The organism is Pseudoalteromonas sp. P1-7a (assembly GCF_001401855.1).
Taxonomy (GTDB): Bacteria; Pseudomonadota; Gammaproteobacteria; order Enterobacterales; family Alteromonadaceae; genus Pseudoalteromonas.
The window spans coordinates 21,443-43,079 of the sequence record NZ_LKDU01000002.1; the positions used below are offsets into that span (position 1 = coordinate 21,443).

Below are 21,637 nucleotides of genomic sequence, written 5' to 3' on the forward strand. Positions count from 1 at the left end.
CCAGTATAGGAGTATGTTTTCGCTATTAAAAGCAATTTAAAAAGCGCGGCGATATACACCGCGCTTAATGGTTGTTTAACCAAGTTTGGTTAATAGCTTTTTCGCCGCAAGCTCTGAACTTGCTGGGTTTTGGCCTGTAATCACTAAACCATCTTCTACAGCTAATACGCCCCAGTCGTCGGTTTTTTGATAATCACCGCCTTTTTTAATAAGTTCATCTTCAACTAAAAATGGCACTACATCTGTTAATTGCACGGCGGCTTCTTCTGAGTTACTAAAGCCTGTCACTTTTTTACTCGCTACAAGCGTATTACCTTGCTCGTCTTTAACATTTAAAAAAGCAGCACTAGCGTGACAAACAGCCGCCACAGGTTTTTGTTCTTTTACAAACTTTTCGATAAGTGAGATTGAATCGCTGTTATCTACTAAATCCCATAGTGGGCCGTGGCCGCCTGGGTAAAATACAGCGTCAAAGTCGCTGGCGTTTACTTCGCTTAATTTTTTTGTGTTTGCCATAAGTGTTTGTGCTGCGCTGTCATTGTCATAGCGCTTTGTTGCAGCAGTTTCAAAATCAGAAAGTGTACTCGTTGGGTCAATCGGTGGCTGGCCACCCGCAGGGGAAGCAAGTGTTACCTCTGCACCGGCATCTACAAACGCGTAGTAGGGGGCTGCGAATTCTTCTACCCAAAAACCTGTTTTTTCGCCTGTGTTACCAAGCTCTGAATGCGAGGTAAGTACCATAAGTATTTTTTTAGCCATAACAATATTCCTTCGATTAGTGAGTAAATTAAAGCTTGGTGTTAACCAAGGTGTTGTAATAACTATATGCACTCACAAGGATTTAAACAACGATGATAAAGTTAACTTTATTGGTTTAATTATTGATACAATGATTGAGTTAATAACCAAAGGTGGGTGTGTGATGAAAGTGTCGTTTGAGCAACTTAAAAGCATGGTGGTATTTGCGCAAATAGTAGAGCAGGGCAGTCTAACCGCGGCTTCGAAGCAATTAGGGTTAACGCGAGCGGTGGTAAGTTATCACCTTAAGAAACTAGAAACGCAATTAGAAGTAACATTGCTTAACCGCTCTACCCGCACAATGGCGCTAACCGAAGCCGGTATTGCTTATTACGAACGCTGTAGAGTGATCACCGAGCAAGCAAACGCGGCTAATCAGCAAATAGAAAACATTAAAAGTGAGCCACAAGGAATATTAAAAATAAGTTGCCCTGTTAATGTTGGCATGCAATTAATTGTGCCCGCAATTAATACGTTTAAACGCCAATACCCTAAAATTGAAATAGACTTACAGCTCACCGATGATGTGGTTGATATAATAAAAAATGGCTTTGATATAGCTATCCGTGGCGTCGCTTTAAGAGACTCTAATTTACAGGCTACTAAATTAACAACCATGAGTACCTGTATTTGTGGTTCTGCAACGTACTTTGAGCACTTTAGCAAACCGTACACGCCAGCTGAATTAGCCTCACATAAATGGGTGGTGTACCAACTTAGCAGTAAAACATTAACCCTTAGCAAAGAGGGCAAAAAATACGATGTAATACTACAAGGTGGCATAAGCACCAACAATGCCGCCGCGCGTACAGCGTTTGTGGAAGCTGGGCATGGGCTTGGTCGTATTCCTTTGTATGACGCGTGGCCTAAAGTACAAGCTGGGCTGCTAGAAATAATACTTGATGACTATAAAACAAAAGATATAGAGCTTTATGGTGTGTTTCCGCCTGGGGCCGCTGGCTCTAAAAAGCTTAGGTTATTTATTGATTACTTAAAAGCGTATTTTGTAAAACAGCACACCGCGTTGGGCATGCTGAAAAACGTTTAAAAAGCCTTGTGTTGAAGCGTGCGGCTAAATAATGCCAGCTTGCTGATACATAGTGATCGCAAGCGCTGCATCGTAGCGGTCGCCCTCATCACGCATAAACGCATGCTGTGCGTTTACTTCTTGCCAGTGGTAGTTAATACCTGTAGCGACACATTGCTGATAAATTTTACTACGCCCTTGTTGCGGTACATGTGGGTCTTGTTTACCCCAAATAAAGTGTACTTCGCCTTTAATATCAGCCATGCGTTCAAACGAATTGTTACCTGCATTAGCGGGTAAGGTATCACTATGAATATCGGTGGCGTATAAACAAAATGCCGCTTGTATATGTGGATTTAATGCGGCTCTGTAAGCTAAATGCCCACCGATGCACACACCCATAGCTCCTACGGTACCAGTGCAGTAATCTTGGTTTTGTATAAAGTCGATGAGTGCTTGGGTATCGCTGTCGTGTTGCTCAAGTGGCTTTTGCCATTTATCGGCATTGCCTTTATCTTTACCCGCCTCATCGTAGGCAAGTACAGTACCAATCGGGTTTAGCTCATGAAATACCTCAGGCACTAACACAACAAAACCATGGCTTGCTAAAATTGCGGCGCTGCGCGCAATCGGGGCTGTTTGCTGAAAAATCTCAGAGTAAAAAATAATACTTGGGTATTGGCCAGGAGCATGAGGACGGTAAACGGTAGTTCGCATCAAGCCTGTTGGGGTGGGTAGGTCGGTATTATGGTGTTGGATTATCATAAAAGCGCTCAGTTAAATAATTAATAAGGTTATGGTAACTGAGCGCAAAAAAATAAACGACCGCTATAATACGTTTTTTAAATACTTGCAGGCATTTTATTGCAACTTGCGTAGTAGCTTACGGTCGCAGGCCAATCCGAAAATATTCCTATAACGCCTACATCCTGCGCGAGTACATCAACGACCTTCATCATGTCGCCATCGTTATCAATAACATCAGCGATAGATTGATAGTAATAGCCACCGCCCTCGTTAAGAGGCCCCGAACGCTCTAGGCTCCATGCAATTAGTTCAAGCCCCGCTGCTTTTGCATCAATAGCGTATTGTGAGGGGACTATATTACTTTCGTTATCGATAGTAAGCATCATCCAAATAGGAGGCGCTAAGATTTTAACACCATCGGCTACCAGCGCTTCCATACTTGGTTGCCATGTATCAGGGTTACTTGGGTCAAAGCCCGCTTCGCTGTCGCGGCCATCTAAATATACGCTTTGATTTGCAAAGTCAGGATTGTTATTTATCCAATACTTTACATCATCAAGATTAAACGATTGCGGGTACACATCACTGCTTGGTACGTCTAATAGCGTGTACTCATCAAGCATTTTTTGTGCGTATTGCTGTTGTGTCATCCCCTCAAAAGGCATGCTAACTTGCGGCGACTTTAGCTCTGGGGTCATTTTTACCCCAAGGCTTTTAAATAACTCAATACTTTGTTTATGCGTTAATAACGTGCCACTAGTAGCGTATAGGTCTGTACGCCAGCTAGGCGTACCTTTGATGTATTCATCGACGGTGCTGGCTTGGGTATTGGCGCCATCCATTTTACCTTCAAGTGTTAAAAATTCGCTTAAGGTTATATCGCTTGTGCAGCATTTAGCGGTGGCAGGCGTGCCACTTGCCGTGTTAGCTGGCGTAAAAGGCACACTGCATTTAGCGGCAAGTTCATCAATGGCTAATATATTGGTGGTGGTGTGCAAATCGCACTGAGAGTGGCGACACACTAACTCTTTGTCGCTTGTAAAAGTGACATCGCACTCTACAATACCTGCTCCCATTCGCGCCGCAGCTATATAAGACTCTTTCGTATGCTCAGGGTATTGCATAGGCGCACCACGATGCCCAATAGAAAAATCTGTACGATAAAATGGCCCATCTTTACACGATTCTAATTTTGTTTTTAAATCGCTCTGAGTCATATCGTTAATTAGGTAATCAGCACGAGTACCTAACTGAATATCTGGCGCATCGCCTTTTGCCACTTCAACAATCACTGGCGTAGGTACTTCAACAACTTCAACAGTGGTATTGGTAACCACCACCTCTTTTTCTACCACTTCGACATCGTCATCGCACCCGCTAAGTAGTGCCAGCATTACAGAGCTTGTTATTAGGGTAAGGTGTTTCATGTTTAATCCTTCATATTATTTTCCTTAACCCTAATCGTATTTAATGACAAATTAACTACAAGGGTGTGACGTTCTGTTTATTTGTGCCTACTTTATTGACTGCCAGTGCTGCTAACATAATTACCCCACCGATACTTAAGCGCATAATATCTGCATCTTTATTCCATATAAGCACGTTAACAATAATGCCGGCAGGAATAAGTACGTTGTTCATAACGGCTAACACGCCTACATTTACTTTGGTTGCGCCTTTATTCCATAAAAAGTAACCAAGGCCCGAGGCAACAATACCTAAATATATTAAAATACCCCACTGGGTAGGTGTACTCGGTAACTTGCTTGTATCGCCAAATAATACGTAGCAAGCACTTGCCACCACCAAGGCGCCAATAAAAAACCAGCCAAATACGGTTTTGTCATCTAGCTGATTAGAGGCCATTAAACGTTTATAAGTTACTTGTCCTGTTGCAAAACTAATATTGGCACCCTGAACCAGTAATAAACCTAACATATAGTGATTATTGAGGTTTTCCCAGCGGATAGCCACCGCGCCCAACACAGCGATAAGCGCCACTACAAAAAAGCGCGGGTTAAAATGTTTGTTAAGCGCATCGTTTAAAAGCGTTATATAAAGCGGCGTCATAACAGTAAAAAGCAACACTTCGGGCACGCTTAAAAATAAAAAGGAATGATAGTAAAAGCTGTACATAACACCCAGCTGCACAGCGCCTATCAGCATAAGCTTTAGTGCGAGTGGTTTTGAGGTAAGTTTAGGTTTTAAAAAGGGTAAAAAAACCAATGTGGCTAATGCAACGCGTATTAATACGCTAAACCATGCGTCTACTTGGCCTGCTAGGTACACACCAATTAAACTAAATGAAAAAGCCCACAGTAAGGTAACAGCAAATAAATAGCCCATAATTGTCGTTTTTTATAATTTATAATGTGGCTAGTTTATCTGTTATAAACAATAAAAGCCCGCAAGCGGGCTTTTATAAAGCAAAAATTAATAAACGAGGTTATTAATCAACTAAACCACGACGCTTAAGAAGTGCATCTGTTGTTGGTTTTTGGCCTCTAAACTCAATGTAGCTTTGCATTAAGTCGCGGCTGTTACCTTTAGATAGGATTTCTTCACGGAACTTGTCACCGTTTTCGCGGGTTAGGCCACCGTTATTTTCCATATGTGCAAAGGCATCTGCTGCAAATACTTCTGTCCATAGGTAGGCGTAGTAACCTGCTGAGTAACCACCGGCAAACGTATGGCTAAAGTAGTTTGATTTATAACGCGGTGGCACTGGGTAGTAATCAATACCGTGTGCTTTTAGCGCATCGCTTTCAAACTTTTGAACATCACTGATTTTTTTATCAGAACCAAATGAGTGCCATTCCATATCAAGTAAAGCAGCTGCTAAGTATTCAGTAGTACCAAAGCCTTGGTTGAATTTTTGCGATGCTAGTACTTTATCAAGTAATGCTTGTGGAATTGGCTCACCCGTTTTGTAATGCTTAGCGTAGTTAGCAAGTACTGTAGGTTCAATCATCCAGTCTTCGTGGGCTTGTGATGGAAACTCAACAAAGTCACGTGCTGTAGCCGTACCTGCTAGGCTTGGGTATTTAACATTTGAGAATAAACCGTGCGCAGCATGACCAAATTCATGGAACATAGTCGATACTTCGTCGAAGGTCATTAGCGTAGGCTCGCCCTCAGCTGGTTTTGGAATGTTTTGTGCGTTATAAATAACCGGTTTAGTGCCTTTTAAGCCGCTTTGGCTTACATATGCACTCATCCATGCACCGCCACGCTTACCTTCACGTGCGTATGGGTCCATGTAAAATAAACCAATAGCGCTGCCATCAGCGTTAAATACTTCGTATGCAGTTACATCTTCATGGTAAACAGGTAGGTCTTTACGCTCTTTAAAAGTGATTCCGTACAGCTTGTTCATTGCGAAGAATAAACCATCATGGATCACAGAGTTCATTTCAAAGTATGGCTTAACTAGCGCTGGGTCTAGGTCGTACTTTTCAGCACGTACTTTTTCTGCGTAAAACGCCCAGTCCCAGGGCTTAAGCTCAAAGCTCTCGCCTGAATCGTTAATTACTTTTTGGATAGCGGCCGCTTCTGCTTTGGCTTTTTCAACTGCTTTTGGTGCTAGGTCATCTAAAATGCCGTACACGTTATCGGTTGTTTGTGCCATGCGCGATGTCATTACATACGATGCCCAATCTTTAAAGCCTAATAGCTCTGCTTTTTGTGCACGCAGGTTTGTTTCTTCAATAATGATAGGACCGTTAGTTTTAGCAGCACGGTTTGTAGAGGCTTTAAAAATTTGCTCGCGTAGCTCACGGTTTTCAAGGCTTGATAAAATTGGCTGCTGAGTAGTATTAACCAAAGTTATCATGTAGCCCTCTTTACCTGCTTTTTTAGCAGCGGCTGCAAGGCCTGCAATTTCACCTTCAGATAGGCCGGCAAGTTTAGATTTGTCAGTCACTACAATTACGTCTTCTTTAAACGATTTTAAAATGTTTTGAGAGAACGCGGTAGATAGTTTTGCAAGCTGAGCGTTTATTTCACGCATTTTTGCTTTTTCAGCATCGCTTAACTTAGCACCAGCTTTTACAAACTGCTTGTAGTAGTAATCAACTAAGCGTTGATCTTCAGCGTTAAGTGCATCTTTATTATCGTAAATAGTTTGTACACGCTTAAATAACGCACCATTTAGGTAAATGTCATCAGAGTGAGCAGATAATACCGGCGCCATTTTTTTACTTATACGTTGGTATTCGTCATCTGAAATTAAACCCGATAGATTATAAAAAGCAGCAGATACGCGGTTTAACAATTCGCCAGACTTTTCCATCTCAACAAGTGTATTTTCAAATGTTGCTGGTTCTGGGTTGTTTGCAATTGCTTGAACTTGTGCAGTGTGCTGAGCAATACCTGCATCAAAGCCTGCTTCGTAGTCTTTTGTACCAAATTTATCAAACTCTGGCGCCATGTATTGTAATGGGCTTGGTTTGAATAATACATTGTTTGCGTTCATATCTTGCACTTGTGCTGCGCTCTCTTTAGCTGTGTTCTGAGTTTCGTTAGATGAACAAGCAGATAGGATTAGGGCACTAGCAATAGTAGTGGCGATCAGTGTTTTACGCATAATAACTCCATAAAAAGATGAGCCGAAATAGGCTTTTCGAGTCGAAAACCCAGTTAACTTATCAAATTTTGGCGTTTATACAATAAAGTTTATCGGTATTAAGCGGGATTTAAACGCAAATTAGCTACTAAAAATGCGTTTTGGAGGTAAAAGTAGCCTTAAAAATAAGCGTAAGGCTACTTAAATATTGTATTGTGTGTGTTTTAAAAGGTTAGTTATAGCCAAGCACAAAGCGTTTTTCAGAACCAAAGCTATTTGATTGCTGGCCAAATTCTTTATTAATTGTCGCCAGTGTTTGTTCTTGTTCAGCAAGAAGACACAAAATTTTATTGCGATAATCTAGGCTGCTTTCAAACAAATTTAAGTCTACCTGCGGCTGCAAAGTGGCGAGTCTTTGATTTAAAGTAAGTTGTGACATATGTAATCTCCAGTGCGTGTACACTATTTATATAGCACTCGGTGCAATAAAGAGTTAATAAATTGTTTAAACAAAAACGTTAAACCTATTAACTTAGCGACTTAACCCTATTATGCCGTGCTAAGCTTAGCGAAGACTGAACCACACTAAATTTTTACTGAACAAACAACAAACAACAAACAATGAATAAGACTTTGGAAAACATATGACGCTCGAACATATTCAACATTATCTTAGCTTTGTCATTTTTACCTACAACGACGTGCACATCACCGTAGCTAAGGTTATACAGGTCCCTTTAATTTTATTTGCTATGTGGTTTGTAGTAACGCGGATTGGCAAACTTATTAAAAAAACACTGCTGGCTAAAAAAATAAGCCAAGATGCGGTCCATCTGTTTACGCGCATTTACTTTATTTTGAGTATTGCGATACTTATTTTCACCTCGTTAGAGGTCTTAAATATTCCACTTACTGCCTTTGCTTTTGTATCAGGAGCCATAGCCATAGGGGTAGGTTTTGGCGCGCAAAATATTATTAATAACTTTATCAGCGGTTGGATATTAATGTGGGAGCGCCCAATCCGCATTGGTGATTTTTTAGAAGTGGGTAACGCAAAAGGCGTTGTTGAAACTATTAATACACGCTCTACCCGTATCCGCCGAAACGATGGTGTACATATGCTGATACCTAATTCCCAGCTTTTAGAAAACACCGTGACGAACTGGACGCTAATAGATGGTAATGCACGTTCGTCGGTAAGCGTGGGCGTAGCCTATGGTTCAGATGTTGTGCTTGTTAAAAAGTTAATTCAACAAGTGCTTGATGAGCATGATGCTATATTAGCAAATCCAACAGCTTCTGTTTTATTTGATGACTTTGCTGATAGCTCTCTTGTATTCAATGCGGTTTTTTGGGTTTGTGCAGAGTCAGAAACCATGCTCAGAAAAGTACGTAGCGATATCCGCTTTAGTATTTATGCCGTTTTTGAAAAACACGATGTGGTGATTGCATTCCCACAGCGCGATATTCACATTGATGGAGAAATAGCGCTAAAGCGTACTCAATAAATGTAGCTTTTAAAATTTAGTGGCATTGGTGGGTTTTAATTGCGTGTTTCTGTATTGGGTTTATTTGTCAGGTTATATATTTTGCTACTTTAAAGTGGGTTTTGATGATAAGGACATATGTCCGCATTATTAGCCTTTTGCATCTAAATAAGGGTAAAAAAGCAAGAAAATGTGGTTAAATGTTGCAAAAAAGTTTACTTTTTTGTACATATTTATGCAGTAAATTTGTAATACAATGGTATAATCTGCATCGTTCGTTCAGCCTCATTACTCCGTTTTTGTACTCTCGGTGATGAGGTCCGCGCAACTTTTTAGTCGCGAAAAATTGGCCGAACCCGCAATGAATACATTGCGCAACACAAAAAACCGTTGAACAAGAGTGCATACAAAAGGTTAATACCCGACATGAAAGCAATCAAAAAAACTGCAATAGCGACCATTATTAATGCTGCTTTATTATCTGCAGCTGGTACCTCTGTTTCTACTCTTGCTGCTGAAGAAGAAACAGCAAAAAAAAATAACCAATTAGAAGTTATTCAAGTTACTGCTCGTAAACGTGTAGAAAATGCACAAGAAGTGCCTGTTGCTGTATCTGCATTACAAGGTGATAACCTTGATGCTTATAGTTCTGCTGGTATGGATATTCGCTTTATGAGTGCGAAAATTCCAAGCCTTTCAATCGAATCATCGTTTGGACGTTCTTTCCCTCGTTTTTATGTTCGTGGTCTGGGTAATACCGATTTCGATCTTAATGCTTCACAACCTGTTTCATTAGTTGTTGATGAAGTAGTTCAAGAAAATGCTATTTTAAAAGGCTTTCCTGTATTTGATGTGGAGCGTGTAGAAGTACTACGTGGCCCACAAGGTACTTTGTTTGGCCGTAATACGCCGGCTGGCCTAGTTAAATTTGACACTGTTAAACCAAGTCAAGAATTTGAAGGTTACGGTGCTGTTTCTTACGGTAGCCGTGGCGCTGTAGATACTGAGGGCGCTGTAGGTGGTGCACTAACTGACCGTTTATCTGCACGTGTTTCTTTGCTATGGCAAGATAAAGATGATTACATCGATAACCAAGCGCCTGGCTTTGAAGCGAAAGACGAGCAGGGCGGCTACACAGAAAAAGCAGCGCGTATTCAGTTTTTATACGAAGGCGATGACTTTACTGCTTTACTAAACTACCACACGCGTGACTTAGACGGCTCACCAATTGCGTTTCGTGCAAATGTTATTGAAGCTGGCTCAAATGATTTAGTAGACAACTACGAGCATGATGTTGTTTATCAAGATGCTGCTGTACGCAACACACAGCAAGTTGAATCTGAAGGCGCAAGCTTAAAGCTTGAGTGGGATATTAGCGATGAATACACGCTAACCTCTATTTCAGGTTGGGAAAGTGCAGAAATATACTCACGTGCCGACATTGATGGTGGTTACGGTGCTTCTTATATCCCAGATTACATGGGTCCAGGTTTTATTCCATTTTCTTCAGAAAGTGCGGATGGTATTCCTGAGCAAGACCAGTTAACGCAAGAGCTTCGCCTTGCTAGTAACTTTAGCGGAGATTTCAACTACCAAGTTGGTCTTTTTTACTTTGATGAAGAGCTTACAATCGAAAACTTTAGTTACGATACGTTCTCTTCACCTGCTGGCGCTTTAAACGGTTATGTTCAGCAACAACAAGACACAACAGCATGGGCTATTTTTGGCTCAGTAGATTACATCTTCTCAGATAAGTTAAAAGTAACTGCGGGTCTTCGTTACTCTGATGACGAAAAAGATTTTGTTGCAGACCGTACAATTAGCCCAATTGGCGGTGGTGCTTTATACGTAGAGCGTAGTGTTAGCGACAGCCACGTAAGCTGGGATTTATCAGCAAATTACAAAGTTAATGACGATGTGAACTGGTACAGCCGTGTAGCAAACACGTTCCGCGCGCCTAGCTTACAAGGCCGTATTTTATTTGGTGATGACGTAACAACGGCTGAATCAGAAACCGTCACTTCATTCGAAACTGGTATTAAATCAGACGTTCTTGACGGTCAAGGCCGTGTAAATGCAACGGTATTTTACTACACAATGGACGACCAACAGCTTACTGCTGTAGGTGGTGGTGCTAACTTTAACCGCCTAGTTAACGCTGATAAAACAACAGGCTACGGTTTTGAGCTAGATACAGAATGGGTATTAAGCGATGAGTTTAATGCAACATTTAACTTAAGCTACAACAAAACTGAAATTAAAGACGATGAGTTAGCTGTAGCGGTGTGTGCTCAATGTATCGTAAATGACCCTATTAACGATGCAGGCTTAGCGGTACTTGATGGCAACAGCTTACCGCATGCGCCGGAGTGGATCTCTAACTTTACCCTTCGTTATAACAAAGAGCTTGAAGATGGCAACTTCTTCGCATTAGGTGATATTTCTTACCGTAGCGAAATTAACATGTTTCTTTATGATTCAGTAGAGTTTGAAGGTAAAGCATTAACAGAAGTAGGTTTACGTGCAGGTTATGAGTGGGCTGAAGGTGACTACGAGTACCAAGTATCTGCATTTGTTCGTAACTTATTTGATGAGCAACAAGCAATTGGTGCGGTAGACTTCAATAACAATACAGGTATTGTTAATGAAGAGCGCTACATTGGCGCTGAATTTAAAGTTAACTTTTTCTAAAGCTAACTTAAATTAGATTAATTTTAAAAGCCTGCCTTGTGCAGGCTTTTATGTTTTTATAAAGCTGGTAAAGTAGCGTTAATTAAATTGAATGAGATAAACAAATGGCTGGATTTTGGAACTACCGTGTAATTTTTTGTGAAGCAACGAAAGACGAAGCAGCGCAATACCAAATACACGAAGTAGAATATAACTTAAATGGCAAAGTAACTAATTGGTCAGAAACAGGCGCAGCGCCTTTTGGTACCACACTTGATGAATTAGCCGCTGATGCCGAACGTTTAAAAACGGCGCTAGAAAAACCTGTACTTAAGGTTGTTCGCAAAGCCCGAGGCTACGAATTGGTTGACGTTGAAACAGGTGAAGAAGCATTTGCGGAGCCACCTGCTGGCTTAACAGCATAATATTATAAAGGCGCTTAGGCGCCTTTTTTAACGTTAAAATTTAAGGAATGAGGATGAGTTTAAACGCAGTATTGTTTGATATGGACGGCACGTTAGTTGACTCTGAAAGCATGCACTTTGCGTGTTGGAGCCAGCTGCTTGCACCCTACAATGTAAGTTATAACGAAGTGGAGTTTTGTCAGCGCTTTTCAGGGCGCCCAACGTTAGAAGCTGCAATTGATATTAAAAATGAGCATAATTTAAACGTCAGCGCACAGTTTTTAGCAGATGAAAAATATCGATTATTTGGTGAATACGTAAAAACTAATTTACCGCCTGTTATGCCTTTTACTGAGCAAACTTTACACGCTGTTAAAAACTGTGGGCTAAAAATGGGATTAGTTACCGGTAGTGCTCGCAGCGAAGCCATACCTATTTTAAAAGGGCTAGGTTTTTATGAGTTATTTGATACGGTAGTGACAAAAGATGATGTAGCAAATCCAAAGCCTGCAGGCGATCCTTACCTTTTAGCGCTTGAACACATACATGTAGCCCCAGAGCATGCAATTGCAGTAGAAGACACCTATACGGGCGTTTGCGCTGCAAGTAATGCACAGGTTAGTGTTGTTGCCATTGCAAATCATCACACAGTTGACCATGACTTTACTAAGGCGACCTATAAAATGGCTGACCTAGGTGAGTTTTGGCAGTGGGTAGAATCTCAACTATAGTTAAAGCCTTATTTTATTTGCAGGGATGCAGTAATGGCTCAGCTAAAGTACTTACTTTTAATTGTTATTTTAATAGGTTCATCGCTTACGTTTGCGGCGCAGCCTCAAGTGTTATTGGCAAAAGTATATGATGAATCTAAGCATGGTGATATTAGTGAATACCTCGTTAGTGAAAAATTCGATGGTGTAAGAGCAATATGGACGGGTGATAAGTTTATTACCCGCAGAGGAAATGCGATTAATGCCCCGAGTTGGTTTACGGCGCCTTTACCCGATGTTTGGTTAGATGGAGAGTTGTGGATAGCACGGGCTCAATTTTCTTTGGTCAGTGGGGTTGTAAGAACTAAGCATCCCCGTAATTCAGATTGGCAGGCTATACGCTTTCAAATATTTGATATGCCAGATGCAACCCTTCCTTTTAGTACGCGTTATAAAAACTACCAAGCCTTGGTAAAACAAATCAATAAGCAGCATATAACTGCAGTTAAGCAACACCGCTTTACCAGCACAGCCCAACTAACAGAGTACTTTGAAGATTTAACTAAGCAAGGGGCTGAAGGGGTGATGCTGCATTTAGCCAATGCTAAATATAAAAGCGGACGCAGTAATACATTATTAAAATTAAAGCCCTACCTAGATGCTGAAGCAGTTGTTATTGCACATTTACCCGGTAAAGGAAAATACACCGGTATGTTAGGTGCATTAAAAGTAAAAACGCCCCACGGGCAAATATTTAAAATAGGCACGGGCTTTAGTAACAAACAGCGCCAAACACCGCCGGCTATAGGTAGCACGGTAACATATCGGTACCACGGTTTAACAAAACATGGTTTACCACGTTTTGCGAGCTTTTTAAGGGTAAGGGAGGGTCATTAGCGTTTATAACTTTGGCAAAGTATGCTAAATTGCGCGGCCTTTTTCTAATGTATGGTGAAGTATGTTTGTAGGTTTTGATTACGGTAGTTCTAATTGTGCCATGGGAGTTATGGAGCAAAAGGAAGTACAGTTAGTGCCACTTGAGCAAGGAAAACATTATTTACCTTCTACTCTTTATACGCACCATAGCGCATTAGTTGTCGACTTTGTGGCAAAGCATGTAAAAGGCACAGCACACGAGCATGACTTTTTAACGCAGCGCCAAGCTTTATTAAATACACTCCCGCGTATTAAGTCAGACCTGGATTTACAACCTACAGATGAAACGCTTTTTATTGGCCGTGAAGCTATTAGTGAATATGTGCAGTTTCCTGAAGAAGGCTATTTTGTTAAATCTCCTAAATCATTTTTTGGTGCCACAGGATTAAAGCAAGGGCAAATTAATTTTTTTGAAGACATTGCAACCGCAATGATTTTAAAAATAAAGCAACGCGCCGAGCTTTCGCTTGATAAAGCACTTACCCAAACAGTTATTGGGCGTCCTGTTAACTTTCAGGCCGTTGGCGGTGAGCAGTCAAACCAGCAAGCGCTTGGTATTTTAGAGCGAGCTGCAAAACGCGCAGGCTTTAAATATGTTGATTTTTTATATGAGCCGCTTGCAGCCGGAGTTGATTACGAAAGTGGTTTGACTGAAGATCAAAAAGTATTAGTTATAGATATTGGCGGTGGTACCAGCGACTGCTCGTTTGTACAAATGGGGCCAAGCTTTAAAGGTAAAAGTGAACGCGATAATGACTTTTTAGCGCACAGCGGTAAACGTGTTGGCGGAAATGACTTAGATATAGCCCTTAGTTTTCATGGCTTAATGCCTTTGCTTGGTTTGGGCAGTACCTTTAAATCGGGCTTACCTTTACCAAACCAACCCTTTTGGCAAGCGTGTAAAATTAACGATGTAAATTTACAAAGCCAGTTTTACAGTGAAAGCCACTACAGAGAACTCACCGCACAATTACGCGATGTAAGTGCGCCTGCGCTTTACAAACGCTTAATACAATTACAGCAAAATAAGCAAGGTCATCAACTAGTTCAACAAGGTGAGGCGGCTAAAATAGCACTTTCAACTGCAAGTACATTTGATTGCAACCTACATTTTTTAGATAGTGATCTTAATAAAAACCTATCGGTTAGTGATTTAGCGGTTGCAGTAGAAAGCAGTATTAGTCAAATAGTTACGCTTGCCAAACAAGCAATTACCGATGCAGCCACCACCCCAGACGTTATTTATTTAACGGGCGGAAGTGCGCAGTCACCGCTTATTAAAGCGGCGTTAAGTGAGCATTTAGGTGATATAAAAATGGTGAACGGAGATCACTTTGGTAGTGTTACAGCTGGCCTAACAAAATGGGCCAGCATGCTTTATAAGTAACCTAAAAAACTTTAAAGATTGATTTGCCGGGTTGCGAGATACTTTTCGTAATCCGGCAAAGTACGTTCCAGCTCTGTATCCATAAGTGGTGAGCTCAAAAGCATATCGGCACTGACTTCATTACAGGCCACGGGAATATTCCAAACAGCGGCTAAACGAAGAAGTGCCTTCACGTCCGGATCATGTGGCTGCGAGGCCAATGGGTCCCAGAAAAACACCAATACATGAATTTCATGTTCGGCAATTTTTGCGCCTAACTGCTGATCGCCTCCCATCGGGCCACTTAATAATTGAACAACTTCAAGCCCTGTTGTTTTTTCAATCAGATGCCCTGTAGTGCCTGTGCCATAAAGCGTGTGTTTGCTAAGCGTATTTTTGTGTTTTTCACACCATAGTTTTAGCGCGGCTTTTTTTCCATCATGAGCAACTAAGGCAATATTTTTATTGGCTGGTAACGACTGTTTTTTTTGTTCCATGCTGCGTCTTATTATTTGTGAATAAATACTACTTACTTGTAACTAGTATAATAAATTTATGGCAAGCGCAATAAACACTATACCGGTGACTCTATCAATCCACAGCTGACTGTGTGGATTACTTCTAAAAAACTGGGCAATTTTATCGCCAAAATAAATATACGTGCAGTCAATCGGAAAAGCAAAAATAGGGTAGAGCAAACCAAAAAAAGCCAGCTGAAAAGTCGCTGATGATAAAGTTGGATCTACAAATTGTGGTATAAACGCAATAAAAAACAACGCCACTTTAGGGTTTAGCACCTCGGTCATCATGGCTTGAAACATTACATTTGATTTTTTACTCGTACTAATGTGCGGTTTGTCTTCGCTTGTACTGTCCTCTGAAGTGTCGGGGGTCTTTAATGTGCCCTTTATCATCATAAGCCCTAAGTAACATAAATAGGCGGCCCCTGCATATTGCACTGCACTATAAGCGGTAGGGGAGGCTTTTAGTACCGCGCTTAGGCCAATTACGGCAAAAAAGGTATGTATTACCCCACCTAAAGCAAAGCCAAATGCGCTTTGCATGCCTGCTGTTCTGCCATTGGCAAATGTTTGCGCCATTAAAAATGCGTTTGATGGCCCAGGGGCCACCGCCATTAAAAAGCTCGCCAATAAAAATGATGCTAAAAAATCAGGGTTGATCATGTATTAACCGGGTGCAATGTATGGGCTTTTTTACTCATTAAAATTAGCCAAAGTGGCGTCAGTAATAATAAGTGAAATGCAATTAGCCAAGGTGTGCTAAGGCCTAAATATTGAGTCAAAAATACAAGTAAGCTAGCGCCACTCATTTGCATAGCTCCAATTAATGCTGAGGCAGTACCCGCTTGCTTAGGGAAGCGCGATAATGCCATACCAGCTGCAGAGCCTAAGCTCAAAGCAAAACCAAGTGCGGCTATTAAAATAGGCAGCATAAGCGCAATGGCCGACTCGATATGGCTAAGCGCAATCATTAATATACCTGAGCCTACTAACACAGTAACACCTACACGCAGGGCTTTTTGACTATTGCGCTTAATGTAAATGGGGGTAGTAAAGCTGGCTACGATGCTTAAAATTGCATTGAGCGTAAACCAAAAAGTAAAGTCGGCCACAGTGCCACCTAGGTGTGTAATAATCCACCCCGGTGCTAAGGTAACAAACACAAGGATTGCGGACATCGCAACCATACACAGCAAGCTATTAAATAAAAATATGGGAGTGGTTATTATTGGAACAAAGCGACGTAGGTCTAAAATGTGCCCTTGATAGTGACTATCTGCTGGGCGAGTTTCTCGAAATAGAGTGAGCGTAATTACCAACCCCGTTAAGGCAAATAAAGTTAAAAACATAAAGTTCATACGCCAGCCAAATTGCACGGTAAGCCAAGCACCTAAAATAGGTGCAAGCGCAGGAATAAAGCACACAATTCCATTTAAATAGGTGATCATTTGCCCACTACGTTCGCTGCCATACTTATCACGTACGATAGCAAAGGCAACAACAAACGTAGCACATGCACCTAAGCCTTGTAGAGCGCGTGCACACATTAATACAGCAAAAGAGGGCGCCATATAGGCGAGTAAAGCTGAGCCTGCATATAAACTAACACCAACAACCGCTACTGGTTTTCGGCCAAACTTATCGGCAAGTGGCCCCGCAATTAATTGCCCTAAACCCACAGTAAGCATAAAAATAGCTACCGTTTGCTGAACTTGTTGTTCAGTTACATTAAATTGCTTGGCAATAGTTGGAAAAGCGGGCAGATATATATCAATAGCCATAGGGCAAAAGATTACGAGTAACGCTAAGATGAGTAATAAAATTAAGTTAGGTTTAGCGGGCTGTGTTTGCATTAGGTCTCCTTTTGCTGGCTATTTTAGGGGTCCGCTTATAAAAAAGAAAGGACTTATGAGTGAGCCACACTTCATTGTGATAAATATTTCATGACATAAGGATTAACAGCACGATGAATTGCACTTTTTTTAACTGGTCTGATGTGTTAGTTTGGATTTATAAACACAAGATGGGAAATAACAATGAGTAATAAATCTGCCCTTTTAAAAACGTGGCATAAATTTAAACGCTTACCTTTTGGCAATTGGTTGTTTAGTAAAGCTGTTTGTATTAAAGCCCCTTATTTTGGCTCAATGAAACCGTATGTGCTCGATTTAAGAGAAGGGCACTGCAGTGCTGTGGTAAAAAATCGACGAAGCGTACATAACCATATTGGGACTATTCATGCTATTGCACAATGTAACTTAGCAGAGCTGTGCGCTGGTGTAATGGTAGATGCGACCGTGCCTTATAAAACGCATCGCTGGATCCCTAAAGGAATGACGGTGCAATATTTAGCTAAAGTTGATACCGATGTAACGGCTATTGCAGAAATTGACTTGCCACGCCAATGGTTAGATAAAGAGGATTTAGTGGTGCCGGTCAAGCTTTTTAATACCCGCAATGAACTGGTGTTCACTGCCGATATTACAATGTACATAACCGAAAAAAAGCAATGAGTGCTTAATTAGATTTAGCTTTATCAGCGGCTTGTTTATTTACAAACGATAAGTCGCTATCAGCCCCATCAAGCAAAGTTTTTACTTCTTTTGCGGGCTTTAACTCTTCGCTAATAAGTTCCGGTTCTTCTTTTTCAAAGCGTTGTTTTAAGCTGCCTTCAATAATGGCTCCTGCGTCAATACTGAGGGTGTCGTGAAAAACATCGCCATGCACGTGAGCACTGCTTTGAATATTCACTTCACTGGCATTAAGAGAGCCAATAATTTTACCCTTTACAACGACGCTTTTAGCCTCAACCACACCTTCAACAATGCCGGTAGAGCCAATTACCAGGTGCTCTGCTTTTATATCGCCATCAATGCGGCCATCTAGCTGTACTTCGCCTTGGCTGGTAAGTGTGCCAGTTAAGCGCACATCTTCAGAAATAATAGAAGGGGTGTGATTTACTCTTTTTAAAGTAGCCTGGCTACTTGATTGCTTTTTTTTACCGAACACGAGAAAGCGCCTTTGTTATTTTTAGAGGATTGACATGTTTGCCATCGAGTAACACTTCATAGTGTAAGTGGGTGCTGGTACTTCTGCCAGTGCTACCCATTAATCCAATTACCTCATTTTTAGCGATTGTTTGGCCTTTTTTTACTTTAATCTTATTTAAGTGGCCAAAACGAGTTATCAAGCCATTTTTATGCTCTAGCTCGATAAAGTTACCATAGCCGCCGTTTCTGCCAGCGCGAAGCACAACAGCATCGGCAGGGGCAAAAATTTCGGTTTTGTGCCAGCCGGCTAAATCAACACCTTTGTGAAAAGCTCGGCGGTTGTTCATTGGATCTTTTCGAAGACCAAAGTTGCTCGAAATATAGTATTTAGCCGCAGGTAAGGGCAGCGAGTTAGGCAGCTCGGTTAAAAAGTTTTCAAGGTTGTTGAGTAATAAAAGCTTATCAACAATGACTAAAAACGGCTTTGGTATTTTAGTTTCATCAAATACATCTAACGGCCCACCTTGTGCGCTGTTTTGGGAGGCCAGCGCTAAATGTTGTTCAAGAGCGGATTCTAACCCAGCCCCTTTTAACATCGCTAAAATTGCATCATGGCGCTTATTTATTTGTGCATCGATACGCGCAAAATTATGCTCATAGTGTTTATTTAAGCGCTCATATCGTGCAGCAAAAGTTATTGGCGTTAATAGGTTTGCGTGTTTGTTTTTTTGTTCTTCATCAACAAGCGGCTCATGAAACTCGCCTTTGTCTTCATTTATAGGCGATTCAAGTTGCTCTTCTAGTTTTATAGTATCTTTGCTTATAGATGCGGGGAGAGATTCAATCATACCTTGTAAAAGCGCTTGCTTTTGCTCAAGGACGGCAAGTTGCTCTAACTGCTTAGCGTGCAGCGCCTTTTGTTCACGAACCTGTTTTTGCCAAACTTGTTGCTTATCAATTTGGCTTTGTTCAATGTGTGTTATTTTATTTGTTTGGCTATAAACACGAAAACTAGATATACCCACCCAAATAATAGTGCCTAAAATAAGTAGTACTGTAAAAAGCTGAAACCAAGGCGCCAAAACAACATGCTTAACTTCGCCATTTTGACGAATAAGTAACTGACGGGCTGGAAAAATTTTTTGGTAAAAAGACTTAATAAATACTGACATGACACATAAATACTCGCTATTAACCGGATTAATGTATCAATTTCAGTTTAAAAAGCCAGAAAAAATTTGTAACTGTTCAAAAATTAATAAAAAAGGGCTGCTATTAATAGCAGCCCTTTTTATAATTTGACGCAAATTAGCTAGCTTGTTGCTCATCGTTATTTTTTATTGATGCTACGTTGTCGGCTTTTTTAGCTTTAGCTGCGCCTTTTGTTGAGGGCTCTTTTGCACCTTTTAGCACTGCCATAAAGTCATCTTTACTCTTTGCAATTTCAAGCGCGAGCGATTCTACTTGTTGCTCGCTTAAAGGCACATCTACTTTTTCCAGCATTACTTCAAGCGATTCTGCTATATCGAGCATTTTGTCATAGGCATCCGCTTCTTTTTTAGTAGTAAACGTCATTCGCTCAACTCCGTTTCGTTCTACAACATATTTAACAACAACAGCCATGATCTCTCCTGCTTGATTGCGTGGTAATGTGGTTACTGACTTGTAGGTCACTGTTTTTATATACAGTAAATGTTTGCGAAATAAATTGCAAGTATTCACGACATTTTAGATTGTCATAGATTTGACAAAAAAGCGTAACTTTACTTTATTTAGATAATCACTTTGTTGTACCAGCTGCATTTTAGGTTTTCGGATTTAGGTGATTATGCACTGGAAATAATATAAGTGATGCAAGTCGATCCTTATTTTAGATTATTTCCTCTAATAAAAATTAAGCCCTTGCTTAAAGCCAAATTAGCCGTTTAACCATAACGCTTTGGCATAAACAAAAATAAGGAATAACAAATGAAAAATCTTTTAACGCTACTTATTATTAGCTTTCTAGGTTTTAGCGCGCTCACCTACGCTAACCCTGTGGTTGATAAGCCTATGGCCGAAATGCAACAACCCCCCGTTATTAACATTAATAGTGCCGATTCAGAAATGCTATCAACGCTTCCCGGTATTGGTAAGAAAAAAGCGCAGGCTATTGTTGATTACAGAGCCGAAAATGGTGAGTTTACTGAGCTAAGTGATTTAGCTAACGTAAAAGGAATAGGCAAAAAGTTGGTAGCTAAATTAGAAGGAAAAGTATCTCTATAGGTTAGGCAGGGCGCTAAGCGCCCTGTGAATATTGCTCAAGTGCTTTTGTTAAATACTTTTTAGCAAAGTTTATTTCAATCGGTGTTGTTAAAAGCGGGTAACACAGTCCACCTAAAATTAAGAAAGGGAGGAGTTCCCATCCTTTAAAAACAGTAAATAATAAAAATAATGGGCTGAGCAATAGCAGCTTTACTATTCTCAATAACACTCTATCGGTTGCGGGGAGCATACTTAGTGCAATCGCAACAACGGCTTGTCGCTGTCTCACTTTAAGGTGCTTTAATTCAGGCAGCTGACTGGAAAAAAATGTAAACATATTAAATAGACTTTTTAGTAAGTAAGCGAGTGATAACAAGTACAAAAAGCGTGATAGTAAATAACGCAAAAAGAATTTCCATCCACGCTGGCATACTTAATCCTGCAAATTGCCAATCAATATTTCCGCAATCCCCAGTGGCTTGAAAAAAACTAGGGATCCATTCATGCAGTGGCATAAAAGCTGGGAAGTTAGGCTCAAATTCACAGCTAAACGCAAAGGGATCGGTGGTTGTTTGCATTTCTATGTGTTCCCGCGCAATAAGGTAGCCCCATACGCTAGATATACCCCACACTAAATAAGCAATAGTACGTACTAGTTTACTCTGCGGTTTAGTTGCGCCAATAATACCCGCTCCTAATAACCCTAATACCGCAGTTCGCTGGTAAATACACATAATGCATGGTGCCAGGCCCATTTGATATTGAAAAAACAGTGCGGTGACTTCTAATAAAAATACAATACCTGTAAATAGTAGCCATGGAGTGCGTTTAGTAGGGAGGTGTGCTAGCCAGTTCATAAAAAATCCGCATTGAATTAAGACGTTGAATTATGTACTAGGATAAAGTAACGAGCAACAAAAAGGGTAAAAAAGCTACCGAAAGGGCATTTTTTAAGATGAAATTAATAAGAAGTTATTGCCAATTCTATTGAGATAAAGGTTATTTTGCTAAATAAAACATCTAAGAAAAGTAAAAGGCTTATTTAAACGTTACAGTTTACATGCTCTGCTGTATGCATGCTTGAATGTACTTGCATACAAGGTGCTGCGCACTTGAGCTTTTGTAGTAACGTAATGGTGAAGTATTACAGTAATAGTATTACATAGATGCAAG

22 protein-coding genes and 1 pseudogene are annotated in these 21,637 nt (G+C 40.7%); 9 read left to right on the forward strand and 14 right to left on the reverse strand.

The features are described from left to right. Positions 1-75: 75 nt before the first annotated feature. Positions 76-759, reverse strand: a complete 684-nt coding sequence (locus tag AN389_RS02175; protein ID WP_055017153.1) for a type 1 glutamine amidotransferase domain-containing protein — start codon at positions 757-759, stop codon at positions 76-78. A 163-nt stretch (positions 760-922) separates the two neighbouring features. On the opposite strand from AN389_RS02175, the gene AN389_RS02180 reads away from it, so the two are divergent. Then, positions 923-1,846, forward strand: coding sequence for a LysR family transcriptional regulator (locus tag AN389_RS02180; RefSeq protein ID WP_055019269.1), 924 nt, complete (start codon positions 923-925; stop codon positions 1,844-1,846). Here the strand turns inward: AN389_RS02180 and AN389_RS02185 are convergent. The 5 genes and pseudogenes from AN389_RS02185 to AN389_RS02205 form a co-directional block, all read right to left on the reverse strand. Then, positions 1,843-2,590 (reverse strand): annotated as a pseudogene (locus tag AN389_RS02185) (dienelactone hydrolase family protein). The gene AN389_RS02180 and the pseudogene AN389_RS02185 overlap by 4 nt on opposite strands. A gap of 77 nt (positions 2,591-2,667) precedes the next feature. Beyond that, complete coding sequence (locus tag AN389_RS02190; protein ID WP_055019186.1) at positions 2,668-3,999, reverse strand: glycerophosphodiester phosphodiesterase family protein; 1,332 nt, start codon at positions 3,997-3,999, stop codon at positions 2,668-2,670. 55 nt (positions 4,000-4,054) lie between these two features. Further along, positions 4,055-4,918 carry a carboxylate/amino acid/amine transporter gene (locus AN389_RS02195; RefSeq protein WP_055017155.1) on the reverse strand — a complete coding sequence of 288 codons (864 nt, stop codon included), beginning with the start codon at positions 4,916-4,918 and terminating at the stop codon, positions 4,055-4,057. Between the two features lie 103 nt (positions 4,919-5,021). After that, positions 5,022-7,157, reverse strand: a complete 2,136-nt coding sequence (locus tag AN389_RS02200; RefSeq protein WP_055014099.1) for a M3 family metallopeptidase — start codon at positions 7,155-7,157, stop codon at positions 5,022-5,024. Positions 7,158-7,368: 211 nt separating this feature from the next. After that, positions 7,369-7,575, reverse strand: a complete 207-nt coding sequence (locus AN389_RS02205; RefSeq protein ID WP_004587392.1) for a hypothetical protein — start codon at positions 7,573-7,575, stop codon at positions 7,369-7,371. Between the two features lie 205 nt (positions 7,576-7,780). Here AN389_RS02205 and AN389_RS02210 point away from each other — a divergent pair, with 205 nt between their 5' ends. The 6 genes from AN389_RS02210 (at position 7,781) to yegD (ending at position 14,730) form a co-directional block, all read left to right on the forward strand. Beyond that, positions 7,781-8,644 carry a mechanosensitive ion channel family protein gene (locus AN389_RS02210; protein ID WP_055019187.1) on the forward strand — a complete coding sequence of 288 codons (864 nt, stop codon included), beginning with the start codon at positions 7,781-7,783 and terminating at the stop codon, positions 8,642-8,644. A gap of 405 nt (positions 8,645-9,049) precedes the next feature. Further along, the gene (locus AN389_RS02215; RefSeq protein WP_055019188.1) at positions 9,050-11,314 is read left to right on the forward strand and encodes a TonB-dependent receptor; all 2,265 of its coding nucleotides are present in this window, start codon (positions 9,050-9,052) and stop codon (positions 11,312-11,314) included. A gap of 104 nt (positions 11,315-11,418) precedes the next feature. Then, positions 11,419-11,718, forward strand: coding sequence for a hypothetical protein (locus AN389_RS02220; protein WP_055017158.1), 300 nt, complete (start codon positions 11,419-11,421; stop codon positions 11,716-11,718). Between the two features lie 53 nt (positions 11,719-11,771). After that, the gene (locus AN389_RS02225; protein ID WP_055014096.1) at positions 11,772-12,428 is read left to right on the forward strand and encodes an HAD family phosphatase; all 657 of its coding nucleotides are present in this window, start codon (positions 11,772-11,774) and stop codon (positions 12,426-12,428) included. 33 nt (positions 12,429-12,461) lie between these two features. Next, a complete protein-coding gene (locus AN389_RS02230) occupies positions 12,462-13,304 on the forward strand; it encodes a DNA ligase (protein WP_055014095.1) in 843 nt (280 codons plus the stop codon). 61 nt (positions 13,305-13,365) lie between these two features. Beyond that, entirely contained in the window at positions 13,366-14,730 is a 1,365-nt protein-coding gene (yegD, locus tag AN389_RS02235; protein ID WP_055017159.1) for a molecular chaperone, read from the forward strand. Between the two features lie 11 nt (positions 14,731-14,741). Here the strand turns inward: yegD and AN389_RS02240 are convergent, their stop codons facing one another. Genes AN389_RS02240 through AN389_RS02250 form a run of 3 tightly spaced genes read right to left on the reverse strand, consistent with a single transcriptional unit; the run spans position 14,742 to position 17,083 of the window. After that, the gene (locus AN389_RS02240; protein WP_055014093.1) at positions 14,742-15,206 is read right to left on the reverse strand and encodes a methylglyoxal synthase; all 465 of its coding nucleotides are present in this window, start codon (positions 15,204-15,206) and stop codon (positions 14,742-14,744) included. Between the two features lie 42 nt (positions 15,207-15,248). Further along, entirely contained in the window at positions 15,249-15,893 is a 645-nt protein-coding gene (locus tag AN389_RS02245) for a LysE family translocator (protein WP_055014092.1), read from the reverse strand. Continuing rightward, positions 15,890-17,083, reverse strand: coding sequence for a multidrug effflux MFS transporter (locus tag AN389_RS02250; RefSeq protein ID WP_055014091.1), 1,194 nt, complete (start codon positions 17,081-17,083; stop codon positions 15,890-15,892). The genes AN389_RS02245 and AN389_RS02250 overlap by 4 nt, the downstream gene beginning before the upstream one ends. A gap of 183 nt (positions 17,084-17,266) precedes the next feature. Between AN389_RS02250 and AN389_RS02255 the strand changes: the two genes are divergently transcribed. Beyond that, entirely contained in the window at positions 17,267-17,743 is a 477-nt protein-coding gene (locus AN389_RS02255) for a hotdog fold domain-containing protein (protein ID WP_055017160.1), read from the forward strand. 4 nt (positions 17,744-17,747) lie between these two features. Here AN389_RS02255 and AN389_RS02260 read toward each other — a convergent pair whose 3' ends face one another. The 3 genes from AN389_RS02260 to AN389_RS02270 all read right to left on the reverse strand — a co-directional run bounded on the left by AN389_RS02260 (position 17,748) and on the right by AN389_RS02270 (position 19,843). Next, positions 17,748-18,239, reverse strand: a complete 492-nt coding sequence (locus tag AN389_RS02260; protein WP_055014089.1) for a polymer-forming cytoskeletal protein — start codon at positions 18,237-18,239, stop codon at positions 17,748-17,750. Then, positions 18,229-19,392, reverse strand: coding sequence for a M23 family metallopeptidase (locus tag AN389_RS02265; protein ID WP_055017161.1), 1,164 nt, complete (start codon positions 19,390-19,392; stop codon positions 18,229-18,231). Before AN389_RS02265 ends, AN389_RS02260 begins: the two co-directional genes overlap by 11 nt. A 136-nt stretch (positions 19,393-19,528) precedes the next feature. After that, positions 19,529-19,843: a YebG family protein gene (locus tag AN389_RS02270; protein ID WP_055014087.1), complete on the reverse strand. Its 315-nt coding sequence runs from the start codon at positions 19,841-19,843 to the stop codon at positions 19,529-19,531. A gap of 345 nt (positions 19,844-20,188) precedes the next feature. Here AN389_RS02270 and AN389_RS02275 point away from each other — a divergent pair, with 345 nt between their 5' ends. After that, positions 20,189-20,485 carry a ComEA family DNA-binding protein gene (locus tag AN389_RS02275; RefSeq protein WP_055014086.1) on the forward strand — a complete coding sequence of 99 codons (297 nt, stop codon included), beginning with the start codon at positions 20,189-20,191 and terminating at the stop codon, positions 20,483-20,485. Positions 20,486-20,498: 13 nt separating this feature from the next. Here AN389_RS02275 and AN389_RS02280 read toward each other — a convergent pair whose 3' ends face one another. Next, the gene (locus AN389_RS02280) at positions 20,499-20,801 is read right to left on the reverse strand and encodes a DUF6170 family protein (protein ID WP_055014085.1); all 303 of its coding nucleotides are present in this window, start codon (positions 20,799-20,801) and stop codon (positions 20,499-20,501) included. 1 nt (position 20,802) lies between these two features. Then, the gene (gene dsbB, locus AN389_RS02285) at positions 20,803-21,321 is read right to left on the reverse strand and encodes a disulfide bond formation protein DsbB (protein ID WP_055019189.1); all 519 of its coding nucleotides are present in this window, start codon (positions 21,319-21,321) and stop codon (positions 20,803-20,805) included. Between the last annotated feature and the right edge of the window lie 316 nt (positions 21,322-21,637).

Bases quoted from the DNA above. Each gene is read 5' to 3' on its own strand.
- AN389_RS02175 (WP_055017153.1), bottom strand. From the start codon at position 759: ATGGCTAAAAAAATACTTATGGTACTTACCTCGCATTCAGAGCTTGGT.
- AN389_RS02180 (WP_055019269.1), top strand. From the start codon at position 923: ATGAAAGTGTCGTTTGAGCAACTTAAAAGCATGGTGGTATTTGCGCAA.
- AN389_RS02190 (WP_055019186.1), bottom strand. From the start codon at position 3,999: ATGAAACACCTTACCCTAATAACAAGCTCTGTAATGCTGGCACTACTT.
- AN389_RS02195 (WP_055017155.1), bottom strand. From the start codon at position 4,918: ATGGGCTATTTATTTGCTGTTACCTTACTGTGGGCTTTTTCATTTAGT.
- AN389_RS02200 (WP_055014099.1), bottom strand. From the start codon at position 7,157: ATGCGTAAAACACTGATCGCCACTACTATTGCTAGTGCCCTAATCCTA.
- AN389_RS02205 (WP_004587392.1), bottom strand. From the start codon at position 7,575: ATGTCACAACTTACTTTAAATCAAAGACTCGCCACTTTGCAGCCGCAG.
- AN389_RS02210 (WP_055019187.1), top strand. From the start codon at position 7,781: ATGACGCTCGAACATATTCAACATTATCTTAGCTTTGTCATTTTTACC.
- AN389_RS02215 (WP_055019188.1), top strand. From the start codon at position 9,050: ATGAAAGCAATCAAAAAAACTGCAATAGCGACCATTATTAATGCTGCT.
- AN389_RS02220 (WP_055017158.1), top strand. From the start codon at position 11,419: ATGGCTGGATTTTGGAACTACCGTGTAATTTTTTGTGAAGCAACGAAA.
- AN389_RS02225 (WP_055014096.1), top strand. From the start codon at position 11,772: ATGAGTTTAAACGCAGTATTGTTTGATATGGACGGCACGTTAGTTGAC.
- AN389_RS02230 (WP_055014095.1), top strand. From the start codon at position 12,462: ATGGCTCAGCTAAAGTACTTACTTTTAATTGTTATTTTAATAGGTTCA.
- yegD (WP_055017159.1), top strand. From the start codon at position 13,366: ATGTTTGTAGGTTTTGATTACGGTAGTTCTAATTGTGCCATGGGAGTT.
- AN389_RS02240 (WP_055014093.1), bottom strand. From the start codon at position 15,206: ATGGAACAAAAAAAACAGTCGTTACCAGCCAATAAAAATATTGCCTTA.
- AN389_RS02245 (WP_055014092.1), bottom strand. From the start codon at position 15,893: ATGATCAACCCTGATTTTTTAGCATCATTTTTATTGGCGAGCTTTTTA.
- AN389_RS02250 (WP_055014091.1), bottom strand. From the start codon at position 17,083: ATGCAAACACAGCCCGCTAAACCTAACTTAATTTTATTACTCATCTTA.
- AN389_RS02255 (WP_055017160.1), top strand. From the start codon at position 17,267: ATGAGTAATAAATCTGCCCTTTTAAAAACGTGGCATAAATTTAAACGC.
- AN389_RS02265 (WP_055017161.1), bottom strand. From the start codon at position 19,392: ATGTCAGTATTTATTAAGTCTTTTTACCAAAAAATTTTTCCAGCCCGT.
- AN389_RS02270 (WP_055014087.1), bottom strand. From the start codon at position 19,843: ATGGCTGTTGTTGTTAAATATGTTGTAGAACGAAACGGAGTTGAGCGA.
- AN389_RS02275 (WP_055014086.1), top strand. From the start codon at position 20,189: ATGAAAAATCTTTTAACGCTACTTATTATTAGCTTTCTAGGTTTTAGC.
- AN389_RS02280 (WP_055014085.1), bottom strand. From the start codon at position 20,801: ATGTTTACATTTTTTTCCAGTCAGCTGCCTGAATTAAAGCACCTTAAA.
- dsbB (WP_055019189.1), bottom strand. From the start codon at position 21,321: ATGAACTGGCTAGCACACCTCCCTACTAAACGCACTCCATGGCTACTA.